The sequence below is a fragment of the Mesorhizobium sp. AA23 genome, assembly GCF_001672435.1.
GTDB lineage: Bacteria > Pseudomonadota > Alphaproteobacteria > Rhizobiales > Rhizobiaceae > Mesorhizobium.
On sequence record NZ_LYTP01000001.1, the window covers coordinates 423,135 to 445,674 of the forward strand.

General features: G+C 63.9%; 20 protein-coding genes and 1 tRNA gene. 9 read left to right on the plus strand and 12 right to left on the minus strand.

Annotation, left to right across the window (positions count from 1 at the left end):
* Positions 1–103: 103 nt before the first annotated feature.
* The 5 genes from A9K66_RS01995 (at position 104) to A9K66_RS02015 (ending at position 4,102) form a co-directional block, all read left to right on the plus strand.
* Positions 104–256 (plus strand): histidine kinase, encoded by a 153-nt coding sequence (locus A9K66_RS01995; RefSeq protein ID WP_066990358.1) that lies wholly within the window; start codon positions 104–106, stop codon positions 254–256.
* A gap of 9 nt (positions 257–265) precedes the next feature.
* A complete protein-coding gene (locus tag A9K66_RS02000; RefSeq protein WP_067319190.1) occupies positions 266–1,180 on the plus strand; it encodes a site-specific tyrosine recombinase XerD in 915 nt (304 codons plus the stop codon).
* A 99-nt stretch (positions 1,181–1,279) separates the two neighbouring features.
* The gene (locus tag A9K66_RS02005) at positions 1,280–2,230 is read left to right on the plus strand and encodes an acetyl-CoA carboxylase carboxyltransferase subunit alpha (RefSeq protein ID WP_067319192.1); all 951 of its coding nucleotides are present in this window, start codon (positions 1,280–1,282) and stop codon (positions 2,228–2,230) included.
* 300 nt (positions 2,231–2,530) lie between these two features.
* The gene (locus tag A9K66_RS02010) at positions 2,531–3,850 is read left to right on the plus strand and encodes a murein L,D-transpeptidase family protein (protein ID WP_067319194.1); all 1,320 of its coding nucleotides are present in this window, start codon (positions 2,531–2,533) and stop codon (positions 3,848–3,850) included.
* Between the two features lie 12 nt (positions 3,851–3,862).
* On the plus strand, positions 3,863–4,102 hold the full coding sequence (locus A9K66_RS02015) for a sulfurtransferase TusA family protein (protein WP_067319197.1): 240 nt from the start codon (positions 3,863–3,865) through the stop codon (positions 4,100–4,102).
* A 19-nt stretch (positions 4,103–4,121) separates the two neighbouring features.
* Here A9K66_RS02015 and A9K66_RS02020 read toward each other — a convergent pair whose 3' ends face one another.
* Positions 4,122–5,234 (minus strand): GTP-binding protein, encoded by a 1,113-nt coding sequence (locus A9K66_RS02020; protein ID WP_067319199.1) that lies wholly within the window; start codon positions 5,232–5,234, stop codon positions 4,122–4,124.
* Entirely contained in the window at positions 5,231–6,403 is a 1,173-nt protein-coding gene (locus A9K66_RS02025) for a D-alanyl-D-alanine carboxypeptidase family protein (protein WP_067319665.1), read from the minus strand. Before A9K66_RS02025 ends, A9K66_RS02020 begins: the two co-directional genes overlap by 4 nt.
* A 215-nt stretch (positions 6,404–6,618) precedes the next feature.
* On the opposite strand from A9K66_RS02025, the gene A9K66_RS02030 reads away from it, so the two are divergent.
* Both A9K66_RS02030 and A9K66_RS02035 read left to right on the plus strand, forming a co-directional pair.
* On the plus strand, positions 6,619–7,782 hold the full coding sequence (locus tag A9K66_RS02030) for a M20 aminoacylase family protein (RefSeq protein ID WP_067319201.1): 1,164 nt from the start codon (positions 6,619–6,621) through the stop codon (positions 7,780–7,782).
* A gap of 99 nt (positions 7,783–7,881) precedes the next feature.
* Positions 7,882–7,958 (plus strand) — tRNA-Arg (locus tag A9K66_RS02035).
* 134 nt (positions 7,959–8,092) lie between these two features.
* Here the strand turns inward: A9K66_RS02035 and ugpC are convergent.
* The 10 genes from ugpC to A9K66_RS02085 form a co-directional block, all read right to left on the minus strand.
* On the minus strand, positions 8,093–9,151 hold the full coding sequence (gene ugpC / locus A9K66_RS02040) for a sn-glycerol-3-phosphate ABC transporter ATP-binding protein UgpC (RefSeq protein WP_067319203.1): 1,059 nt from the start codon (positions 9,149–9,151) through the stop codon (positions 8,093–8,095).
* Positions 9,152–9,187: 36 nt separating this feature from the next.
* Positions 9,188–10,033, minus strand: a complete 846-nt coding sequence (locus tag A9K66_RS02045) for a carbohydrate ABC transporter permease (RefSeq protein WP_067319205.1) — start codon at positions 10,031–10,033, stop codon at positions 9,188–9,190.
* Positions 10,009–10,947 (minus strand): sugar ABC transporter permease, encoded by a 939-nt coding sequence (locus A9K66_RS02050; RefSeq protein ID WP_067319207.1) that lies wholly within the window; start codon positions 10,945–10,947, stop codon positions 10,009–10,011. Before A9K66_RS02050 ends, A9K66_RS02045 begins: the two co-directional genes overlap by 25 nt.
* The gene (locus A9K66_RS02055; protein ID WP_067319667.1) at positions 10,947–12,284 is read right to left on the minus strand and encodes a sugar ABC transporter substrate-binding protein; all 1,338 of its coding nucleotides are present in this window, start codon (positions 12,282–12,284) and stop codon (positions 10,947–10,949) included. The genes A9K66_RS02050 and A9K66_RS02055 overlap by 1 nt, the downstream gene beginning before the upstream one ends.
* 61 nt (positions 12,285–12,345) lie before the next feature.
* Positions 12,346–13,005, minus strand: coding sequence for a GntR family transcriptional regulator (locus tag A9K66_RS02060; protein WP_067319209.1), 660 nt, complete (start codon positions 13,003–13,005; stop codon positions 12,346–12,348).
* Between the two features lie 22 nt (positions 13,006–13,027).
* Entirely contained in the window at positions 13,028–13,912 is an 885-nt protein-coding gene (locus A9K66_RS02065) for a dihydrodipicolinate synthase family protein (protein ID WP_082953663.1), read from the minus strand.
* A 100-nt stretch (positions 13,913–14,012) separates the two neighbouring features.
* Positions 14,013–15,401 carry a chromate efflux transporter gene (chrA, locus tag A9K66_RS02070; RefSeq protein WP_067319213.1) on the minus strand — a complete coding sequence of 463 codons (1,389 nt, stop codon included), beginning with the start codon at positions 15,399–15,401 and terminating at the stop codon, positions 14,013–14,015.
* On the minus strand, positions 15,398–16,216 hold the full coding sequence (locus tag A9K66_RS02075) for a sulfurtransferase/chromate resistance protein (protein ID WP_067319215.1): 819 nt from the start codon (positions 16,214–16,216) through the stop codon (positions 15,398–15,400). The genes chrA and A9K66_RS02075 overlap by 4 nt, the downstream gene beginning before the upstream one ends.
* 165 nt (positions 16,217–16,381) lie before the next feature.
* Positions 16,382–17,170 (minus strand): 3-hydroxybutyrate dehydrogenase, encoded by a 789-nt coding sequence (locus A9K66_RS02080; RefSeq protein ID WP_067319217.1) that lies wholly within the window; start codon positions 17,168–17,170, stop codon positions 16,382–16,384.
* A gap of 173 nt (positions 17,171–17,343) precedes the next feature.
* Entirely contained in the window at positions 17,344–17,877 is a 534-nt protein-coding gene (locus A9K66_RS02085) for a TetR/AcrR family transcriptional regulator (protein ID WP_067319219.1), read from the minus strand.
* 147 nt (positions 17,878–18,024) lie between these two features.
* Between A9K66_RS02085 and A9K66_RS02090 the strand changes: the two genes are divergently transcribed.
* Together A9K66_RS02090 and A9K66_RS02095 are read left to right on the plus strand one after the other, a co-directional pair.
* On the plus strand, positions 18,025–19,326 hold the full coding sequence (locus A9K66_RS02090; RefSeq protein WP_082953639.1) for an efflux RND transporter periplasmic adaptor subunit: 1,302 nt from the start codon (positions 18,025–18,027) through the stop codon (positions 19,324–19,326).
* Positions 19,323–22,406 carry an efflux RND transporter permease subunit gene (locus A9K66_RS02095; RefSeq protein ID WP_067319223.1) on the plus strand — a complete coding sequence of 1,028 codons (3,084 nt, stop codon included), beginning with the start codon at positions 19,323–19,325 and terminating at the stop codon, positions 22,404–22,406. The genes A9K66_RS02090 and A9K66_RS02095 overlap by 4 nt, the downstream gene beginning before the upstream one ends.
* Positions 22,407–22,540 lie beyond the last annotated feature (134 nt).

Here is a 22,540-nt window from a genome sequence, read left to right on the forward strand (position 1 = left end):
ACAAATCCTCTGCCCCAGCCCTTCGTCCTTGAATTGGCCGGAATGGCGTCCCATAAGGGCACAGGGTTTGGAATCGCAGAACAAGAAGACGGGCGAAGACTGAATGCCGACATTGTTTCGCTTTGTCGTGACGCTGGCGGTTCTTGCAGGCGTCGCTTATGGCGCGATGTTCGCGCTGGCGATGTTCGTGGAGCCGAAAAAGGCCGAAATGAGCGTGCGCATTCCCGCGGAAAAGCTCAATCCGAAGAAGAACTGACCCGGCCAAATGAACAGCGCGGCCCGTATCGAAGCCTTTCTGGAGATGATGAGCGCCGAGCGGGGTGCGGCCGAGAACACGCTTTCCTCCTACCGACGCGACCTCGAAGACGCCTCCGAAGCTATCGGTGGCGGCCTGGCCGGAGCGGCAGCCGCCGACATCCGCGCCTATCTGGACGACATCGCGGCGCGTGGCTTCGCGCCGACCTCGCAGGCGCGCAAATTGTCGGCGATCCGCCAATTCTTCAAATTCCTCTATGCCGAAGGCCTCCGCGGCGACGACCCGACCGGCACGCTGGACAGCCCGAAGAAGGGCCGGCCGCTGCCGAAGACCATGACCGAGGCTGAGACGGGCCGCCTGGTCGACCGCGCGGCCGAGGAGGCGGGCGGGGCCGCGCCCGACGGCGACCGGTTGGCGACGCTGCGCCTGCACGCGCTGGTCGAGGTGCTCTATGCCACGGGCCTGCGCGTTTCCGAGCTTGTCGGTCTGCCGGTGACGGTGGCGCTGCGCGACGACCGTTTCTTCATGGTGCGCGGCAAGGGCGACAAGGAGCGCATGGTGCCGCTGTCGGCCAAGGCGCGCGCCGCGATGCGGGCGTGGCTTGCCGCCAGGGCGGAGGTGCCGGCCTACGCCGACAGCCCGTTCCTGTTCCCAGCCTCTTCCGACAGCGGTCATCTCTCCCGGCAGGTTTTCGCACGCGATCTCAAAGGCTTGGCGGCGCGAGCCGGCATCGCCGCGACCAAGATCTCGCCGCATGTCCTGCGCCACGCCTTCGCCAGCCATCTCCTGCAGAACGGTGCGGATCTCAGGGCCGTGCAGCAACTGCTTGGCCACGCCGATATCTCCACCACGCAGATCTACACTCATGTGCTGGAGGAGCGGCTGGTGCGGCTGGTCAACGATCATCATCCGCTTGCCGACTAGGCTTCATATCGCTATGTGAGGGCGACGTTCCACCGCCCGGAGCCAGCATTTCCAGGGTTCCGCCAGCCATTGCCTTCCGACGGATCGGTCCGCCCCAGCATGTATAATTACCTCGATTTCGAAAAGCCGGTGCAGGATCTGGAGCTCAAGATCCTTGAGCTGAAGAAGCTCGCGGAGAACGGCGAGGCGGTCGATGTCGCCGACGAGATCGGCAGGCTGGAGAAGCGTTCGCGCGATGCGCTGCGCGATCTCTACAAGGCGCTCACCCCTTGGCAGAAGGTCCAGGTGGCCCGCCATCCGGACCGGCCGCACTGCCTAGACTACATCAAGGGCTTGTTCAGCGATTTCACGCCGTTGGCCGGTGACCGCAATTTCGGCGACGACCAGGCGATCGTCGGCGGTTTTGCCCGTTTCCGCGGCGAGCCGGTGGCGGTGATCGGCCAGGAGAAGGGCTCCGACACGGCAAGCCGCATCAAGCACAATTTCGGTTCGGTACGGCCCGAGGGGTACCGCAAGGCGGTTCGGCTGATGGAGCTTGCCGACCGCTTCAAGATCCCGCTTTTGACGCTGGTCGACACCGCCGGCGCCTATCCCGGCGTCGGCGCCGAGGAACGCGGTCAGGCCGAGGCCATTGCGCGCTCGACCTCAGCCTGCCTAGCGCTCAAAGTGCCGTCGATCTCGGTGGTCATCGGCGAAGGCGGCTCCGGCGGCGCCATCGCGATCGCCACCGCCAACCGCGTCTACATGCTTGAGCATGCCATCTATTCGGTGATCTCGCCCGAGGGCGCGGCCTCTATTCTTTGGCGCGACACCACCCGTTCCAAGGACGCGGCGACCAACATGAAGATCACCGCCCAGGATCTTCTCGAAATGAAGATCATCGATGCCATCGTTCCCGAGCCGATGGGCGGCGCCCAGCGTGCGCCGGAAACGGTGATTGCCGCCACCGGCGATCTGATCGCCAAGACGATGAAGGACTTTGCCGGCGCCAACACCGATTTCCGCGAGCAGCGCCGCGAGAAATATTTAGCGATGGGCCGCAGCCTTTAATGCATGTCGCGCAAAACTGTGCAGTGGTTTTGCGAAAACGACATGCATGAAAACAAAGCACGTGAGTCTGCCCCAGCGCCACCCGTTTAATTCGGCCGTTCGCCGCAACTATGGCGGCGATTAACAATTTCGCCACAAAAATGCCGCCGCATTCGGCTCAATGAAAATATCCGCGAGGGGTTGGCTATTGCTTGCGGTAAGGAATTTTCAAGGTTAACGGGCTTACGGTCCATTGGTGTTGAGCCTGCGGGCCGGCCATGCCGAGGCCGTTGGCCTGAGAGAAAAGACAAAGCCGTATCGATGTTTGCCAAGCTTGCCCGCACCGGAGTCCTTGTCGCCGCGATAGGCATCGCCGGCTGCAATGATTCGTCGATGAAGGATTTTGCGCCGGAGGCCAACAAGCCCCTGCCGGATAAGATCCTCGCCGACATGAAGGCCAAAAGCATGGTGCGCACCTCCTCGGTGATGGCGCGCATCTTCAAGGAAGAAGGCAAGCTGGAGATCTGGAAGGCCAAGACCAACGGCCGCTACGATCTCGTCGCCACCTACGACATCTGCAAATGGTCGGGCAAGCTCGGCCCCAAATACACCGAGGGCGACCGCCAGGCGCCGGAAGGCTTCTACACGGTGCGTCCGTCGCAGATGAACCCGCGCTCGAACTACCATCTGTCCTTCAACATCGGCTATCCCAACGCCTATGACAGGGCCAACGGCCGCACCGGCTCCAATCTGATGGTGCACGGCGCCTGCTCCTCGTCCGGCTGCTATTCGATGACCGATGCCCAGATCGAGCAGATCTATGCTTTCGGCCGCGATGCCTTCCAGGGCGGCCAGACCGAGTTCCAGATCCAGGCCTTCCCGTTCCGCATGACCGCCGCCAACATGGCGCGCTACCGCAACGACCCGAACTACGAGTTCTGGAAGATGCTGAAGGTCGGCTACGACAATTTCGAGATCACCAAGGTGCCGCCGAAAGTCGACGTCTGCGAGAAGCGCTACGTCTTCAATCAGGCAGCGCCCGAAGGCGCCACTTTCGATCCGACAGGCCCCTGCCCGGCAATGACACAGCCTGATTCGTTGAAAACGGCCTACGCCGACTACGAAACGCGCTACGACGCCGCCTTCAACGCCGCGGTCAAGGGAAGCATACTACCGCCTAAGCCGGCCATCGCCGGCATCAAGGAAGCTAGCATCGTTTCCGACTGGTCCAAGCGCCGCGCCCGCGGCGAGCGCGTGCCGATCGACCCGCCGTCGATGAATGCGGACGGCTCGGTAACCGAGACGACGCGGATGGGCCGCATCGATTCCCCGCTCGGCCGCAAGATGGCCGCGCTCGACGCGGAGAAGGAGGCCAAGCGCAAGGCCGAGGAGCAGCGGCTTGCGGCGATCGAGGCGGCCAAGGCCGCGAAGGCGCAAGCGCAGGCTGAAAAGGCGGCCGCCAAAGAGCAGGCTCTGGCCGAAAAGGAAGCCGCCAAGCAGGCGGCTCAGCAGCCGGTGGTCACCGCGGGCGTCGAGGCGGCTTCCGCGCAACCGGTGCCGGAAACGCAGCAGGCGGCAAGTGCCGACGAAGGCACGGTCTCGAAGCTGAAGAAGAAACTGCTCGGCATGTTCGGCGGCTGAGATTTCTCGATCTTGGCCTGGTCCGCCGCTACCTACGATCTGAAGGGGCTGAACTGCCCGCTGCCGGTGCTGAAGGCGCGCAAGCGTCTGGCCGCGATGCGGCCTGGCAGCCGTCTGTGGCTGGAAACCACCGACCCGCTGGCCGTGATCGACATTCCGGCCTTCTGCGCCGATGCCGGCCATCAGCTGATCGAGACGGCGGCGGTCGACGGCGGCCATCGCTTCCTGGTCGAGCGCGGCGGCGCGGCATAGGCCAATCGGACCTCTGCAGCTACAGCCCGGCGATCGCCAGCGGATTGGCCTCGAGCGCCGCCCGGTCGGGCGTGTCGATCGACGGCTTGTTGGTGAAGGCGGAAAACAGCCGCTGGACATAATCTTCCGGCATGTCGAGCGTGATCAGCACCAGCCGCGTGCCGCGCCGTCCGTCCGGCCATGACGGCAGCCTGGCCGGCGGATGCAGGATCTTCTGCACGCCGTGGATCACCAGCGGCCGTGACGGATCCTCCTGAAGTTCGATGACGCCCTTCATGCGCAGCAGTTTCTCGCCACGCGTCGAGCGCAACAAATCGAGGAACATCTCGATCGCCGAGAACGGCACCGGCCCGTCATGGACGAGCGAGTGGGAGCGCACGCGGCCGTCGTGGCGGTGGTCGTGATGATGGGAGGCGTGATCATGACCATCGTCGTGGTGATGATGATCATGCGCCGCCTCCTCTCCGAGCCAGCGCCGCACGTCGGCGCTCTTGGTTTCGGGATTGTAGAGGCCGCAATCGAAAAGCGACGCTGCCCCGGTAGCGGGGTCATTGACGTCGAGAAGGACCGCGCTCGGATTTATCTGATGAAGTCGCGCCCGCAGGGCCTCGACGTCGCTTGCCTCGGTGAGATCGGTCTTGGTCAGCACGATGCGGTCGGCGACTGCCGCCTGCTTCACCGCCTCGACATGGCCATCCAGCGTGGCCGCCCCGTTGACGCCGTCGACCAGCGCGATGACGCCGTCGAGCCGGAAAGCCTGCACCAGCGCCGGATGCGCCATGATCGACTGCAGCACCGGTGCAGGATCGGCAAGGCCGGTGGTTTCGACCACGACCCGGGCCAGCCTGGCGATGCGTCCGGTCTGCAGCCGGTCGACGAGGTCGGCCAGCGTATCGACGAGTTCGCCGCGCACCGTGCAGCAAAGGCAGCCGTCGGAAAGCTGGATGATGCCGTCTGAGGCTTGCTCGACGAGCAGATGGTCGATCGCCACCTCGCCGAACTCGTTGATGATGACGGCTGTGTCGGCAAGCGCCGGATCCTTGAGCAACCGGTTGAGCAGCGTCGTCTTGCCGGCCCCGAGAAAGCCGGTGAGCACCGAGACGGGTATGGGAAAGCCGCTGCGCCCGGTCATGGCGAGTTTGCCGCCTTGGCCGGCTGATCCCCCTGCGCTGCAGCGGCAGCGGTTGCGGCGGGTGTGGCGCCGGCCGGCAGAGGCTTGTCGGGCCGCCAACTGGGCAGCGGCACATCGGCATAGTTCTGATCGGTCTGGTCGACGAAAGCCTTGGGCGCCGGCCCGGTGGCCCCGCCAAGGCCGACCGCGATCAGCGTCGGGTGATCGAGTTTCACCTGATAGGGCGATTTGGCCTTGTCCTTGGCGGCGACGGCAGGCGCTGCCTCCGACTGCTGTTCCTTCGGCTTCTTCTTGCAGATCTCGTCCTGCAGGTCGTTGGGCGACAGCGTGTCGCCATAGGGCTTGAGCGCCGCGAGCGTCGTCGACCCGGCCGCCGGCGCGTCAAAACCCTGGTCGAGCAGCTTCGCCGCCGCTTCGGCGCGGCTGATGGCGGATTTTTCGCCGAGCACCACGGCAACCAGTGTGCGGCCATCGCGCGTCGCCGAGCCGATCATGTTGAAGCCCGAGGAGCAGACGAAGCCGGTTTTCATCCCGTCGGCGCCGGGATAGCGCCCGATCAGCAGATTGTAGTTCGGGATCGCCTTCTTACCGACGGCAAGGCCCTCGATAGAGAACCACGGCGCATATTGCGGGAAGTCGTTGCGAAGCGCCGTCACCAGGACGGCAAGGTCGCGCGCGGTCGTGTACTGGTCCGGCGAGAACAGCCCATTCGGGTTGACGAAATGCGTTCCGACCATGCCGAGCCTGGCGGCCTCGGCATTCATGCGGTCGGCGAAGGCGGCCTGCGATCCGCCGATGTTCTCGCCGACGGCCATGGCGATGTCGTTGGCCGACTTGACCAGCATCATCTTCAGCGCATTGTCGAGCCGCATGACCGATCCGGGCTTGAAGCCCATCTTGCTCGGCGGCTCGCCGGCCGAATGTTTCGTCACCTTGATCGGCGAATCGAGCGCCACCTCGCCGGCGGCGATCGCCCGGAACGTCACATAGGCCGTCATCAGCTTGCTCAGCGAGGCCGGGTACCAGCGCTTGAAGGCGTCCTGATGCTCCAGCACCTTGCCGCTCTTCAGGTCGAACAGCACCACCGGATTGGCGCGCGCAGTGCCGGAAAGCATCGGCAGCGCCAGCGCCCCCGCAAGCAATAGGTTGAGGAAATGCCTTTGCCGCATGATCAATTCCGAAATCGCCTCTTGCCGTAGTTGCCGCTGGCTCCGTAAGATTTCGCTGCGCGATGGCCAGCATACTGCGGACCGACCCTCGACTCCGGGCCGCATTATGCGGTGCTATTTACCCTATGTGACGTCAAAATGGCAAAGCGCCAGACGATCACACTTGCCGGGCAGCGGCCCTGAATTGCCTGCCCCAACAAAGAAATGGAACGATTATGCCAATTCTCAACCGTGCCGCGGAAATGCAGGAAGAAGTCGCGGGCTGGCGGCGCCATCTGCACCAGACGCCGGAACTGAACTTCGACGTTTTCCAGACCGCCGCCTTCGTCACCGACAAGCTGCAGGCTTTCGGTTGCGACGAGGTTGTGACCGGCCTCGGCAAAACCGGCGTCGTCGGCATCATCCGCGGCCGTAAGGGCGAGGGTCCGGCCATCGGCCTGCGCGCCGACATGGACGCTTTGCCGATCAACGAGATCACCGGCAAGCCTTACGCGTCGAGCGTTCCCGGCAAAATGCATGCCTGCGGCCATGACGGCCACACCGCCATGCTGCTCGGCGCAGCCAAATACCTCGCCGAAACGCGCAATTTCGTCGGCTCCGTGGCGGTGATCTTCCAGCCCGCCGAGGAAGGCGGCGGCGGCGGCAACGAAATGGTCAAGGACGGTATGATGGAACGCTTCGGCATCTCGAAGGTGTTCGGCATGCATAACATGCCCGGCCTGCCCGTCGGCGAGTTCGCCATCAAGCCCGGCCCGATCATGGCGGCGACCGCCGAATTCACCATCACCGTCAAGGGGCATGGCGGCCATGCGGCGATGCCGCATGCCACGATCGACCCGATCGTAATTACCAGCCACTTGGTGAGCGCTTTGCAAACCATTGCTTCACGCAGCACCGATCCGGTCGAGGCCGTCGTCGTGTCGGTGACCAAATTCCATGCCGGCGATGCCTACAACGTCATACCGGAAAAAGCCGAGATCGCGGGCACGGTGCGCACGCTGACAAAGGAAGTGGCCAGGAAAGCGGAAGAGAAAATCCGCGCCATTTGCGCTGGCCTGGCATCAGCCTTCGGCGCGACGATCGAGGTCGACTACGACCCCAACTATCCCGTCACTTTCAACCATCCGGAAGAGACGGCCTTCGCCAGCGATATTGCCGCCGGCGTCGCCGGCGACGCGAATGTCCACCGCGCCATCCAGCCGGTGATGGGCGGTGAGGATTTTTCCTACATGCTGGAAGCGCGCCCCGGCGCCTTCATCTTCATCGGCAACGGCGACACCGCCGGCCTTCACCATCCGGCCTATGACTTCAACGACGAGGTCATCCCGCACGGCATGAGCTATTGGGTGAGGTTGGCGGAGACGGCGCTGGCCGCCTGACCGCTTTGCACGGAGGCGACCTTCCCGGCCGATTGCCGCCGATCGGCCGGTAACGCCTCTTGGCGAACCGGCCCGAAGCGTTTATGTGTCGGGCCGCGTGGTCCCGTAGCTCAGTAGGATAGAGCGGCAGATTCCTAATCTGTAGGTCACAGGTTCGATTCCTGTCGGGATCACCAACTAAATCAAAGGGTTGGCTGACTTTTGCAATGCTCCCATGTTGCATTTTCTTGCAACTGGGCTCCCGTTGCTTTCCGTTCGCTCGAATCTCAAGCACTCCCTGGCCGCCGCGGTGAGAGCGCGGGCAGGGCAATCAGATGCGCCGGCCGGTTTTGGCGTCGAACAGATGCGCCGAGGCGCGGTCGATCTCGATCCGCACGCTCTCGCCTTGCTTCAGCGCTAGCCGCTCGCGGAAAAGGCAGGAGATCACCTCTCCGCCGCAGTCGACCGTGGCGAAGATTTCCGAGCCGGTCGCCTCCATGAGCGTGGCTGTGCCGGAGAGACCCTGGCCGGTCGCCCGGATATGCTCGGGACGAATGCCGTAGACCAGTTCCCTTCCCGCGGCTTCGCTCGGCCGGATGCCTTGCGGTAGCGGCAACGTCAGCCCACCGGCACTGCGGAAGATGCCCTCCTCGATATGGCCGTGGATGAAGTTCATGGCCGGCGAGCCGATGAAGCCGGCAACGAACAGATTGGCCGGCCGGTCGTAGAGATCGAGCGGCGCGCCGATTTGCTCGACCAGACCGTCGTGCAGCACGACGATCTTGTCGGCCATGGTCATCGCCTCGATCTGGTCGTGCGTGACATAGATGGTGGTGGTGCCGAGCCGCTGATGCAGCGCCTTGATCTCGCCGCGCATCAGCACGCGCAATTTGGCGTCGAGATTGGAGAGCGGCTCGTCGAACAGAAACACCTGCGGGTCGCGCACGATGGCGCGGCCCATGGCGACGCGCTGGCGCTGGCCGCCGGAAAGCTGGCGCGGATAGCGGTCGAGCAGCTTTTCCAGGCCGAGAATGCCGGCTGCCCGCTTCACCCGGCTCGCGGTATCGGCCGGATCGGCTTTCTTGATCTTGAGCGCGAAGCCCATATTGTCCGCCACCGTCATGTGCGGGTAGAGCGCGTAGTTCTGGAACACCATCGCGATGTTGCGGTCCCGTGCCCTGAGGTTGTTCACGGTGCGCTCGCCGATTGCGATCTTTCCGGCCGAGATCGTTTCCAGCCCCGCGATCATGCGCAGCAGCGTCGACTTTCCGCAGCCCGACGGTCCGACCAGGATGACGAACTCGCCATCGGCGATATCGACGCTGACATCGTGGATGATCCGAGTGGCTCCGAAAGCCTTCTGCACGTTGTTGATGCTTACCGATGCCATTGCGTATCTCCGAAAGAATGAGGGCGGATCAGGCGCTCAGCCACCCTTGACCGCGCCGGCGGTCAGCCCGGCGACGATCTGCCGTTGCGCGAACATGGTCAGCACCAGCACCGGCAGCGTCACCACCAGCGCGGCGGCGGCGAGCGGCCCCCAGCTCACCTGCTCGTAGGACAGCATGTTGTAGACCGCGACCGGCAATGTCCGCGTCTCGCGGCTGGCGAGCACCACGCCGAAGACGAAGTTGTTCCACGAGAAGATGATCGACAGGATGAAGGCGACGACGATGCCGGGCTTGGCGATCGGCAGCGCGACCAGGCGAAACACCTGCCACGAACTGGCGCCGTCGATGTTGGCGGCCTCCTCCAATTCCATCGGCGTCGTCTCGAAATAGCCGATCATCACCCAGACCACGATCGGCACCGTCACCACCAGATGGATGATGATCTGCGGCCAGAGCGTGCCGAGGATGCCCAGCCACTGAAACAGGAGGAACAGCGGGATGAGATAGGAAAGCCCGGGCGTCATGCGGGCGATCATGATGACGATCGCCGAGCGTTCCGCCTTGAGCCTGGCGATGCCATAGCCGGCCGGCACTCCGATCAGCAGCGCCAGCAGCGTCGCCGTGCCGGTCACCAGCACCGAGTTCCACAGATAGAGCAGGAAATTGTTCTCCTCGAACACCTTTGCGTAGTTCGACCAAGCGAAGCGCTCCGGGATCAGGATCGGCGGATAAGCGCCGTTGTCGATCTCGAACTTCAGCGACAGCGAGATCATCCAGAGGAAGAACAGGATCGCCGGCGAGACCAGCACCAGCGCCGCGAAGAACAGGCCTATCTTGTTGAGCAGCCGCGAGCTCACTATTTGCCCTCCGTGTCGACCCATTGCGAGCGCTGGCGCAGCATCAGGAGGATGAAGGACAGGGCCACGATGACGATGAAGAACACCACCGCCATGGCCGAGCCGTAGCCCATGTCGTAATAGGAGAAGGCGGTGTTGTAGAGATAGATGTTGATTGTTTCCGATGCCGTGCCCGGCCCACCTTGGGTCATCGCGTAGATGATATCGAAGCTCTTGAGCGCATCGATCGTGCGGATGATGACCGCGATCATCAGAAACGGCGCGATCATCGGCAAGGTGAGGTAGCGGAACTGCTGCCAGGCATTGGCGCCGTCGATCTCGGCGCTTTCGAACGGCTCGCGCGGCACGGATGCCAGCCCACCCAGCACGATCAGCATCACCAGCGGCGTCCACTGCCAGGTCTCCACCGCGACCAGCGAAGGAATGACGGTGTTGGCGTTGAAGATCCACTCCTGCGCCGGAATGCCGACCAGCGACAGGAGATAGTTGAGCACGCCGAGCTGCGGATGGAACATCATGGTCCAGACCAATGCCACGGCGACGGGTGTGGCCATCATCGGCATCACGAAGACGCCGCGCAGCAGACCGCGCAAGGCAAACCTGGCGTCGAAAATGAGCGCGGCGACGGTACCGAAAAACATCGGCGCGACCACCGACAGGAAAGTATAGATCAAGGTATGCCAAAGCGATTCCCAGAACCGCGGATCGCTCGCCAGGCGCAGATAATTTTCCATCCCGGCAAAGCTTCGCGACTGGCCGAGCGTCCAGCTGTTGACGCTCATCCACAACGTGAAGGCCCAGGGAAAGACGATCACGGCGCCGACGACGACGAGCGCAGGAATGACGAAAGGCCAGTAGTTTGGAGCCAGCCGGATCGGCTGGCGCTCTTCGACGGCTTGCGTCGTCACCCCTGCGCGTTCCGGGGCGATGGCGGACATCAGCCTTGCTCGCTCCTGTCGAGAACCGGCTGGAACTGATCGGTGGCCTTCTTCAGTTCGTCGACGGGATCGGCGCCGGCAATCATGTTGGTCAGCGCCACGCCATAGATGTCCCGGAACTCGGTCACCGGGATGATGACCGGCAGCGCCAGCCGGCTGATGTTGCCTGAGCCGACCACGGCATCCAGCCAGCTCGGCGGCATGGTGACGCCTTCGCGCACCTTGGGGTCTTCCAGCACCGACTTGCGGAACGGCACGCCGGCGCCGGCCTGCAGCAGGCGCGCGCCCATGGCCGGAGAGACCGCCCACTGGCAGAACAGATAGGCCGCTTCCTTCTTCGCGCTGGCGGACGTGACACCGATGCCGTCGCCGAACGTGCCTGCGGCATGCGCCTTGGGTCCCTTCGGCATGACGCCATAGCCGACCTTGCCGACCACCCGCGACTTCTCCGGATTTTCCATCGGCGGTGCGAAGCCCACGCCATCGAACCACATCCCGATCTTGCCCTGCAGGAAGGCGGATTGCGCCTCGGCCCAGTTGAAGCCGGTGACGCCGGGAGGCGCGGCCTTGGTCATCAGCCGCTGGTAGAGGGCGGCAGCCTCGATCGCCTCCGGCGAGGTGGTGCGCAGCTTGCCGTCGCTGCCGAGCGGCGTCATGTCGTAGCCGAGCATCAGAGACGTCCACACCGGCGTGTTGGCGTTCTTGAGACCGCGTGCGACGAAACCGAAGGTGTTGCTTGAGGGATCCGTCAGCGCTTCAGCGGCGGCCACCAGCTGCTCGAAGCTCTCGGGATATTTTATACCTTTGGCGTCGAACAGCTCCTTGTTCCAGTAGAGGATCCAGTAGTCGACCGAGAACGGCAGCGAGCGCAGCACGCCCTGGCCGTCCTTGGCGAACTGGATGCCCGCCTCGGCGAAGTCGCTTTCGGTCAGCCCGGGATCGGTGAGGCCCGGATCGGCAACGAAGCCGGAAATGTCGGCCAGCCAGCCGCCCTTCTCGAACTGGCGCTTCTGCACATGGTAGCTCAGATGCACGACGTCGAAGCTCGGCTTGCCGGAGCTGAGCTCGATCACCGTCTTCTGGCGCTGCTGCTGTTCGGGTGTCGCCTCGGCATTGACCTTGATGCCGGTCAGCTCCTCGAACTCCGCGAGATTCTTCAGGATGGTGTCGCTGCGCGGGCTCTTGACCAGGTTGACGTCGAGCGTCGTGCCGGCAAAGCGCTTCCAGTCGACGCCCGCGGCGAAGCTCGGACGAAGACCGACGAGGCCGGTGGCGGCGAGAGCCGCGGTTCCCTGGAGCAGCTGCCTTCTGGTTGGACTGAATGGATTGGACGACATTTCTTCCTCCCGGTTGTCGTTGTCGATTACGCCACGACGATTGCGGCGCGGTTCTGCTTCCTCAAATCTGCAGCGCCAGCCGGCGCGCATTGTCGATGTGCTGGCTGATCGCCTCGACCGCCATCTGCGGATCGCGTTTCTCCAGGGCCTCGATCACCGCAAGATGCTCGCGCATGACCGGCACGACGCGACCGTCGATGCGGAACCGCTCCTGATGGATGAGCCGGATCTTCACCGAATTTACCAGATAGGCCTTGGCGATGATCTCGTTGCCCAACGCGCTGATGAAGGTGTCATGCATAGCCCAGTCGATGTTCTGGGCCTTGGCTTCCATTTCGGGGGTCGGGGTCTGCGCCAGCGCTTGGGCGAGCATGTCCTCGTGCTCGCGCCTCAGACCCGCAATCTCGGCGTCGGGCGCGTTGACGGCAAACAGCGCGACCGCCTCGCGCTCCATGAACAGGCGGAACTGGAAAGCCTCTCGGATCAGGCTGATGTCGATATGCGCGATCTGCATGCCGCGTTGCGGTATGGTGGTCAGCAGCCCCTCGGCCTCGAGCCGCGGCACAATCTCGCGGATGGCTCCGAGCGGCAGGCCAGTGAAGGCGACCAGCTCGCGCTGCGAAACAAACTGGCCGGGCCTGAGGTCGCGGGCCAGCAGATGCCGCGTGAAGCTGGCATAGGCCTTCTCCCTGAGGGTTGCCGGTTCGCTCGTGTCGTCCATGCCGATCAGCGCCCTCCCCGGTTCAGGCTGCCTGTGTCGCAAACAGCCTGTCGTAAGCGGCGCCAAGCTGCTGCCGTTCCTGCAAGGCTACCGGCTCGAGCGGCGGCCGAACCGTCAGCCAGCGTTCGTCGCCGGTCTGGCGCGCCACCATGGCCTTAACCGCCGGGATGACCGGATGCCGAAGCAGTTCCAGGACGAAGCTTTCCACGCGGGAGTCGTCGCGTCCGCTCTCGATCATGGCGCGCAGTTCGCCGGCGGCGAAATTGGCCATGCCGGAAATCGCGCCCTGGCCGCCGATCCGCACCGCCGGAGCCAGATGCCGTTCGTCGCCGATGAGGATGATCAGGTCGCCATGCGTCTTAAGCAGCGCTTCGCTGTAGCCCCAGTCTCCACCGGAATCCTTGACCCCGGCGACCACGCCCGGATACGCCTTACGAAGCCGGCCGATCAGGTCGAGCGACAGCTGCACCGTCGTGACCGAGGGGATGTTGTAGAGCAGCATGCCGCGGGCCAGCGGACCGAGCGCGGCGAACACGGCGCCGAACCAGCCGAACAGCCCGTCGTCACCGACATTCTTGAAATAGCTCGGCGGCGCCAGAAGGATGTTGCGGGCGCCGCGCTGCAACGCCTGGCGGCACTGTTCAGCAGCGTCCTCCGCCGCATCGACCAGCACGCCGGCAACGAGTTGGTCGGCGGATAGGCCCGCCGCAAGCATGGCATCGATGACCGCCTGCCGCTCCGCCGTACCGACGGAAGCGCCTTCGCCGGTGGTGCCGAACAGCGTCACGCTGCTGCAGCCGGCATCGAGACGGGCCCTAGCATGCTCGGTCATCAGCGGAACGGCGATCCGCCCGGCTGCATCAAAGGGCGTTGTGAGCGCAACCGATAGACCAAAGCGCGAACCCACCTGAAACTCTCCATTCATCAATCCGCGAGCAGGTATAGCATACTGACATGTCAGCTGTAAACAAAGCTCTCGATCACGCTTGGCTGCGGCCGGAAACAAATCACAATGCCTGTAGAGCCAGTCCCGCCAGCGCGGATGCCGCGAGCGTCGGCAGCATGCCGGCCTTCAGCCTGAGCATGGCGACCATCGCCGCCGCCGACAGCAGCGCCGCGCGCCAGTCGAGCGAGGAAACGACCGGAACCTCGACGCCCCAGCCGACGCTCTCGACTTTGCCGAAGACGACATGCAGCGCGAACCACAGCGCAAGGTTCATCACCACGCCGACGACCGCTGCCGTTATCGCACCGAGCGCCGCCGACAACGCCTTGTTCTGCCGCAGCTGCTCGATGTAGGGCGCTCCGAGGAATATCCAGAAGAAGCAGGGCGCAAAGGTAGCCCAGAGCGTCAGCGCCGCCCCAAGCGACCCTGCAAGCAGAGGGTCGAGCGTGCCCGCATGGCGATAGGCGGCGGCGAAGCCGACGAATTGCAGCACCAGGATCAGCGGCCCGGGCGTCGTCTCGGCAAGTCCGAGCCCGTCGACCATTTCTCCGGGCGAAAGCCAGCCGAACGAGGTCACCGCGGCTTGCGCGACATAGGCAAGAACCGCATAAGCGCCGCCGAAGGTGACGACCGCCATCAGGCTGAAGAAGCCGCCGATCTGCGCCCATACGCTCCCCGGCCCTGCCAGCACGCCGATCAGCGCCACCGGTCCGAGCCAGACCGGCAGCCAGATGGCGATGGTCCGGGCCGCATGCCATTTGGTCGGCACCGTGTGGCCGAGCTCGCCGCGCTCGAACATCAGGTCGACCACGCCGCCTCTGTCGGCGGCGGCGTTGCCCTTGCCATGCGCCGAACCCGAAAGCAGCCCGGGTGCAAAGTGATTGCCGACCCAGCCAATGAGTCCCGCCGCAAGCACGATCAGTGGAAACGGCAGCTTGAGGACATAGATGGCAAGAAAGGCCGCCACCGCGATGGCCACCATGACCCGGTTCTTCAGCGCCCTCTTGCCGATGCGGATCACCGCTTCGACGACGACCGCCAGCACCGCCGCCTTGATGCCGAAGAACAGCGCCTCGATGACCGGCGCGTCGTTGTAAAGCATGTAGAAACTGCTCAGGGCAAGCATGACCAGTGCGCCCGGGAGCACGAACAATGTCCCGGCGACGAGGCCGCCGGCCGTCCGGTGCAGCAGCCAGCCGATATAGACGGCAAGCTGCTGCGCCTCGGGACCCGGAAGAAGCATGCAGTAGTTCAGAGCATGCAGGAACCGCTCCTCGCCGATCCAGCGGCGCTCCTCGACCAGTTCCTTGTGCATCAGGGCGATCTGCCCGGCCGGCCCGCCGAAAGAGAGCAGGCCGATCTTGGCCCACAGCCGCGTCGCATCACTGAAGGTCGGCACAACCGGGACATCGGCCGGCTGCTCGGCGCTGTCCTTGGCAAGCACGGTCATTGTTGCTTACCCCCGGCCGGCCAGTCATGCGTCTCGTCCGTGGCGTCGCGGCACCAGCGGAAGAAAGCGTCATAGAGCAGCATGCCGGCTTCGAGCTGTTCCAGGTCGTCGCGGAACATGCGCGACAGGCCGAGCGACGCGGCGAGGAACCCGGCAGCCTGCGGCACCAGGTCGAGACGCGCTGTATCCGCGCCGCGCACGATCAGCGCCAGACGATCGAGCGCCTCGGTGCGCAGGCCGAACTCCTCAATCATCGTGTCGAAGGTGCAATGATCGCCGCGATGGCTCCAGAACACGCCTTCGATGTCGAAGGGCACCGCGGCGAAGCGATCCGCCACCAGGGGCACCTCGGCCGGGTCGACGAACAGGAACACGGCGCCAGGATCGACAAATCGTCGGATCAGCCAGGGGCAGGCGATGCGATCGACCTTCGGCCGGGAACGCGTGACCCATACGGTGCGACCCTTCCCATCGCGAGGCGGAATTGCGTCGGCCGCGACTAACGGCGCCTTGACGGCGGCCCAGGCCGCGAAACCGCCTTCCAACGATTCCGCCGGAATGCCCTCGTGGCGCAGCCACGCGGCAACGCCTTGCGAGAGCTTCTCTCCGCGCTGGCAGATGACCACGACCTTGGATCCGGAGAAGTCGGCCGCCCAGGTCGAGACGGTTCTGAAGTCGCGTCGGTAAGAAGCCGGCAGCAGCCGCGGATCGGCTTGAAAGTCGTCGTCGATGCGTACGTCGACGAGACGAGGTGCATCCGGCAGGCCGACCAGTCGAGCAAGCTGCGGCACTGTGATCTGAGTTGTTGACGGCATGGCGTCCACCTCCTGAACGAAGAGAGTTTGGACGCGATCGTTGGGCTGACGCCTCACGGGGTCGTCGCGGGGAACCCCTTAGCCAGGATGCTGGAACGCTCCCCTACGATTGTCAAGAATTCTTGTCGAGGAAGGCGCGGCCCGCACCTTCTTTGGAAGCTGCACTTACTGCGCCGTCCAACCGCCATCCATCGGCAGGGTCGTGCCGGTCATCTGCTTGGCCGCATCCGAGCACAGGAACAGCGCCAGTGCCGCCAATTCCTCAACGCTGACGAACTCTTTGGTCGGCTGCGCGGCAAGCAGCACATCGTGCTTGACCTGTTCCTCGGTCATGCCGCGCGCCTTCATCGTGTCGGGGATCTGCTTCTCGACCAGCGGCGTCCAGACATAACCGGGCGCGATCGCATTGACGGTGATGCCATCCTGCGCGACTTCCAGCGCCACCGTCTTGGTCAGACCTGCGATGCCGTGCTTGGCAGAGACATAGGCCGACTTGAACGGCGAGGCGACCAACGCATGGGCCGAAGCCGTGTTGATGATGCGGCCCCATTTGCGGCTCTTCATGCCCGGCAGCGCCGCCTTGATGGCATAGAAGGCGGCAAGCAGGTTGATGCGGATGATTGCTTCCCACTTGTCGTCGGGGAATTCGTCTATCGGCGCGACATGCTGGATGCCGGCATTGTTGACCAGGATGTCGAGGCTGCCGAACGCCTCCTCGGCCTCGCGGATCATGGCGGTGACCGCCCCGCCGTCCATCATGTTGGCGCCGGAATAGCGGCACTTGACGCCGAAATCCCTCTCGATGCCGGCGCGCTCCTTTTCGATCGCCGCGGCATCGCCCAGGCCGTTGATGGTGACGTTGGCGCCCTCGGCGGCAAAGGCGCGGGCGGTTGCAAGGCCGATGCCGCTGGTCGAGCCAGTGACGAGCGCATTCTTTGAGGACAGGGAACCCATGGCAGATCTCGCACGTGGAGGGAGGGACTGTTGAAGCACATAGTTTGTGCGTCGCAACATAACAATGCCATGCCCGTATTTCGGTGCGATTACAATGTTGTGATGCAGTTCGAGCGATAGGAAGCGGGCGGTCCTAGGGCGGTCTTTGCCGCCGCTGATGTGAGGCCTGCGACCTATCCGGCTATCTTGAGCAGCGAGGAAACCAGGAGCCTGTGCTCCTGCTGCGACAGCACGTCTGAATCGAAAAGATTCATGCTGCGCAGCCCCTCGATGGCGAGGAAACAAACCAGCAGCGAGCCGAGGTCGTCTGTTTCCTCCTTCAGCCGTTCGAACAGCTGCCGCTTGAAGGCTTTGATCGGCGTCAGGAATTCCGGATCCTCGGCGATCGCGGAGAACATCCAGGAGGCCGAAGGTTTCGGCTTCTCGCAATCATCGGCCGAGAGCCGTATGTAGGCCGCGAGCGCGCTTTCATCGCTTGCCTCGGCCGTGCGTTCTTCGAGCGCCTGCTCGAAAGCATTGAGGTAATTCTCGACCAGCCCCTGCATCAGCTTGGCCTTGGTCGGGAAATTGTAGAGCAGACCGCCCTTCGACACGCCGGCCCGATTCGCGATGGCGTCGAGCGACAGGCTTCCCGGGCCCGCCTCGCGCGCCACGTCGGCTGCCGCTGCAAGTATCCTGTCGCGCGAGTTTGCCCTGCGAGCTTTCATCACGCCTTCCCTTACATTAGGCCTTGTGGAATTGACAAGACCGTCCAGACGGTACAGTAAGGCGCCCGCAATTTGAAATCGGGATTTATCGTCGATATGTGTCCCGGCAATTGACGTTGCCGGTTGCCGGCTCGAGGGGAACTATCCGTGAAGCGCTTCTTCATCATCACCGGAATTCTGCTGCTGCTCGCCGTGGTGTGCGCCGGCATCGTCGGCTTCAACCTGTTTCGCGACAATGCGATCAAGCAGTTTTTCGCCACCATGAAACCGCCGGCGGCGACAGTGTCGACCATCGTGGCGAAGCCTTCGAACTGGACGCCCGGCGTCGAGGCGATCGGCACCGTCAACGCCGTGCGCGGTGTCGACCTGACCGTCGAGACGGCCGGCATCGTCAAGGACATCCTCTTCCACGCCAACCAGAAGGTCGCGGCCGACGCTGTGCTTCTGCAGCTCGACGATGCCGTCGAGAAGGCCGATCTGGTGGCGCAGAAGGCTCAGGCCGCATCCGACCAGGCGGCGCTGACCCGCGCGCTGGAATTGCAGCGGCGTGGCGTCGGCACCGACGCTACGCTTGATGCCGCGCGCGCGGCGGCGACCGCATCGGCCGCGCAAGTGAACAAGCTGCAAGCCGTGCTCGACCAAAAGCAACTCGCAGCTCCCTTCACCGGGACGGTCGGCATTCCAAAGATCGACATTGGCCAGTATCTGGCGCCCGGCAACTCAGTCGTCACGATCCAGGATCTGGACACGATGCGGGTCGACTTCACCGTGCCCGAACAGCAGCTGCCGCTGCTGAAGATCGGCCAGACGGTGCGGATCGGCAGCAATGCTGCCGACATGTCCTTTGCCGGTTCGATCCGCGGCATCGATCCCAAGATCGACCCGGCAAGCCGGCTGGTGTCGATCCGCGGAGAGGTCGCCAACCCGGAGGGCAAGCTGACCCCGGGCCAGTTCGTGCAAATCCGCGTTGAGTTGCCGGAGGAAAGCAACGTCATCTCGGTGCCGCAGACGGCGGTGACCTCAAGCCTGTACGGCGACTATGTCTTCGTGGTGGTGCCGCCCAAGCCCGCTGAGGCCGGCGCTGCCGCGCCAGCAAAACCGGAAGACCAGAAGTCCGGCGCGGAGAAGCCTGCCGGCGATGCAGCCAGGCCGCAAGCCGATGCCTCGAAGCCGGCCTCCGATACGGCAAACGCCGCCGACAGCGCCGCGAAGCCGGCTGAGAACGCTCAAAAGCCGGCCGAAACCGGGCAGCAACCGGCGCTCGTTCTATCGCAGGTCTTCGTCAAGCTCGGCCGCCGCGACAACGGCATGGTCGAGATCGTCGAAGGCCTGAAGGCCGGCGACCAGGTCGTGACCGCCGGTCAGAACCGGCTCTTCAACGGCATGTCCGTTGCGGTCGACAACACCGTTGATCCCAGCAAATCGGCAAACAAGCAGGTTCAGCAATGAGCTTTTCCGATATCTTCATTCGCCGCCCCGTCCTCTCGACGGTGCTGGCCTGCATGATCCTGCTCCTGGGTTTCCAGGCCATCTTCAACCTGTCGATCCGCCAGTATCCGAAGGTTGACGAGACGGCGATCACCATCACCACGGCCTATCCCGGAGCCAGCGCCGATCTGATTCAGGGCTTCATCTCCGCGCCGATCGCGCGCGCCGTCGCCTCGACGGAAAACATCGACTACGTCACCTCGTCGAGCCGCCCGTCTTCGAGCACGGTGACCGTGCAGATGAAGCTCGGCTCCAACCCCGATGTTGCGTTGACCGAGGTACTGTCCAAGGTTCAAGGCGTGCGCGGCACCTTGCCGGATGCCGCCAAGGATCCGGTGATCGTCAAGGGCACCGGCCAGCAGTTCGCGATGATGTATATCTCGATGCAGAATCCGAACATGACCAAGGAGCAGTTGACCGAGTACATCGAGCGCGTCGTGCGGCCGCGCATCTCGACGGTGGAAGGCGTCGCCGACGTCCAGATCTTCGGCGCCGAGGAATATTCGATGCGGGTCTGGATCGACCCGGTCAGGCTCGCCGCCCGCGGCGCCACGGCCGCCGACGTGCTGACTGCGATCAACAATTCCAATTTCCTGTCCGCGCCCGGCAACACGCAGAACGAGTATGTGGTCTCCTCGATCGCGGTTCACTCGACCCTGCAGACGCCGGAAGCCTTCGCGCAGCTCCCCATCCGCTCGACCGACGGCCAAGTGGTGCGGCTGCGCGACGTGGCGCGGGTCGAGCTTGCCGCCGCCAGCACCGACACAAGGGTGAGCTTCAACGGCAAGCCGGGCACCTTCCTGGCCATCTTCCCGACGCCCGCCGCCAATCCGCTGACGACGGCCGAGGCTATCCACAAGATCGTGCCGGTAATCCAGGATACCTTGCCGAAGGGCATGACGATCGAGATCGTCTACGATTCCACCGAGCAGATCAGCGCCTCGATCGAGGAGGTGTTCAAGACCATCGGCGAGGCTGTCGCCATCGTCATTCTCGTAATCCTGCTCTTCCTCGGATCCTTCCGCTCGGTGATGATGCCGATCGTGACCATCCCTCTGTCGCTGATTGGCGTCTGTTTCATTCTGTTTGCGGTAGGCTATTCGATCAACCTTCTGTCGCTGCTTGCCATGGTGCTGGCGATCGGCCTTGTGGTCGACGACGCCATCGTGGTGGTGGAGAACATCCACCGCCATATGGAGGAAGACGGTATGTCGCCGATGCAGGCGGCCTTCAACGGCATGCGCGAGATCTTCTCGGCAATCGTCGCCATGACCATTACGCTGGCCGCCGTGTTTGCGCCGCTTGCCTTCACCGGCGGCCTGACCGGCGCGCTGTTCCGCGAGTTCGCGGTCACGTTGGCCGGCTCCGTGGTGCTGTCCGGCCTGATTGCGGTGACCATCACGCCGATGATGTCGGCTCGCCTCTTGAAGGCCGGCGCGCACGGCCGCTTCCAGCGCATCGTCGACGGCACCTTCAGCCGTGTCGAGCGCGTCTACGAGCGGGCCGTGACGGCTTCGCTCAGAAACAGGCCGGTTACCTTTATCATCGTCGTCGCGCTGGTTGCGCTCACCGGCTTCATGTTCACCAAGACCTCGACCGAACTAGCGCCGGAAGAAGACCAGGGCTTCCTGCTTTCGATCGTAACCGCCCCGCGCTACGCGACCTCGGACTACACCGAGACCTACGTCAACCAGATCCTCGGTCTTGTTAAGGACATTCCGGAAACGCGGGCGCAGTTCTCGGCGGTCGCCTTCGGCGGCGCCACCAACGGCGCTTTTGTCGGCTTTGCCTTCAAGGATTGGGCCGAACGGCAGCGCAGTTCGAAGGAGATCCAGACCGACATCACCGGTCGCTTGGCCAAGGTCGCCGGCGTCGAGGCTTTCGTCTTCGCGCCGCCGACGCTGCCCGGCTCGGGCGGCGGCCTGCCGATCTCGATGGTGGTTCGCTCGACCGGCGATCCCTCGGAAGTCTTCGACCAGGCCGAGAAGATCAAGAACAAGGCGCAGGCTTCAGGCCGCTTCATCGTCGTGCAGAACTCGATGTCCTATGACGCGCCGCAGGTCACCGTCACCATCGACCGCGAGCGCGCAGCGGCGCTGAACCTGCCCATCGCCGACATCGGCAACACGCTGACGCTGCTGGTCGGCGGCGCCGAAGTGGCGCAGTTCGATCGCGACTCCAACAGCTATGACATCATCCCACAGGTGCCGCAGGAGTTCCGCGACAATCCGGCGAAGCTCGGCGAGTATTTCGTGCGCAGCGTCGACGGCAAGATGGTGCCGCTGTCGGCGGTGGTGCATATCTCGACCAACGCCTCGCCGGCAGCGATCGAGCAGTTCAACCAGCTGAACTCGGCCACCATCTCCGCCCTGCCCTTGCCCGGCGTGACCACCGGCGACGGATTGAAAGTGCTGGAGGATCTGGCCAGGGAAACGCTGCCCGACACCTTCTTCATCGACTATTCCGGCCAATCGCGGCAGGAAAAGGAGCAGGGCAACACCATCCTGATCGCCTTCGCGGCCGCCGTGATCGTGATCTACTTGGTTCTGGCCGCTCAGTTCGAAAGCTTCCGCGATCCGCTAATCATCATGATGGCGGTGCCGCTTTCGATCTTCGGTGCCATCGTGCCGCTCAATATCGGCCTCGGAACGCTCAACATCTACACGCAGGTCGGACTGATCACGCTGATCGGCCTCATCACCAAGCACGGCATCCTTTTGGTGGAATTCGCCAACCAGCAGCGCGAAATCCATGGCATGCGGCGCCGCGATGCCATCATCGCCTCGGCCAAGGTGCGCCTGCGGCCGATCCTGATGACGACGGCCGCGATGGCACTCGGCGTGGTGCCGCTGATCATCTCCAGCGGCGCGGGCGCCGCAGCGCGCTACTCGATGGGCCTCGTCATCTTCACCGGCATTCTGGTCGGCACGATGTTCACGCTGTTCGTCGTGCCGATGTTCTACACCTTCATCGCCAGCAAGGACCTGCCGCATCTCGCCGAGAAGCCCGATCCGAAGCTGATGCCGGCGCTGCCCACCTGAAGCAATCCAGGACTGCTCCAAAAACAAAAAAGAGGCCGGAAAACCCCGGCCTCTTTTTTAGGCGGTCGCCCCACGGCTTCGGCGCCAGAGCAATTCCAGGACAAAGTGTGGAACGGTTGCTCGGCGACTTCGCC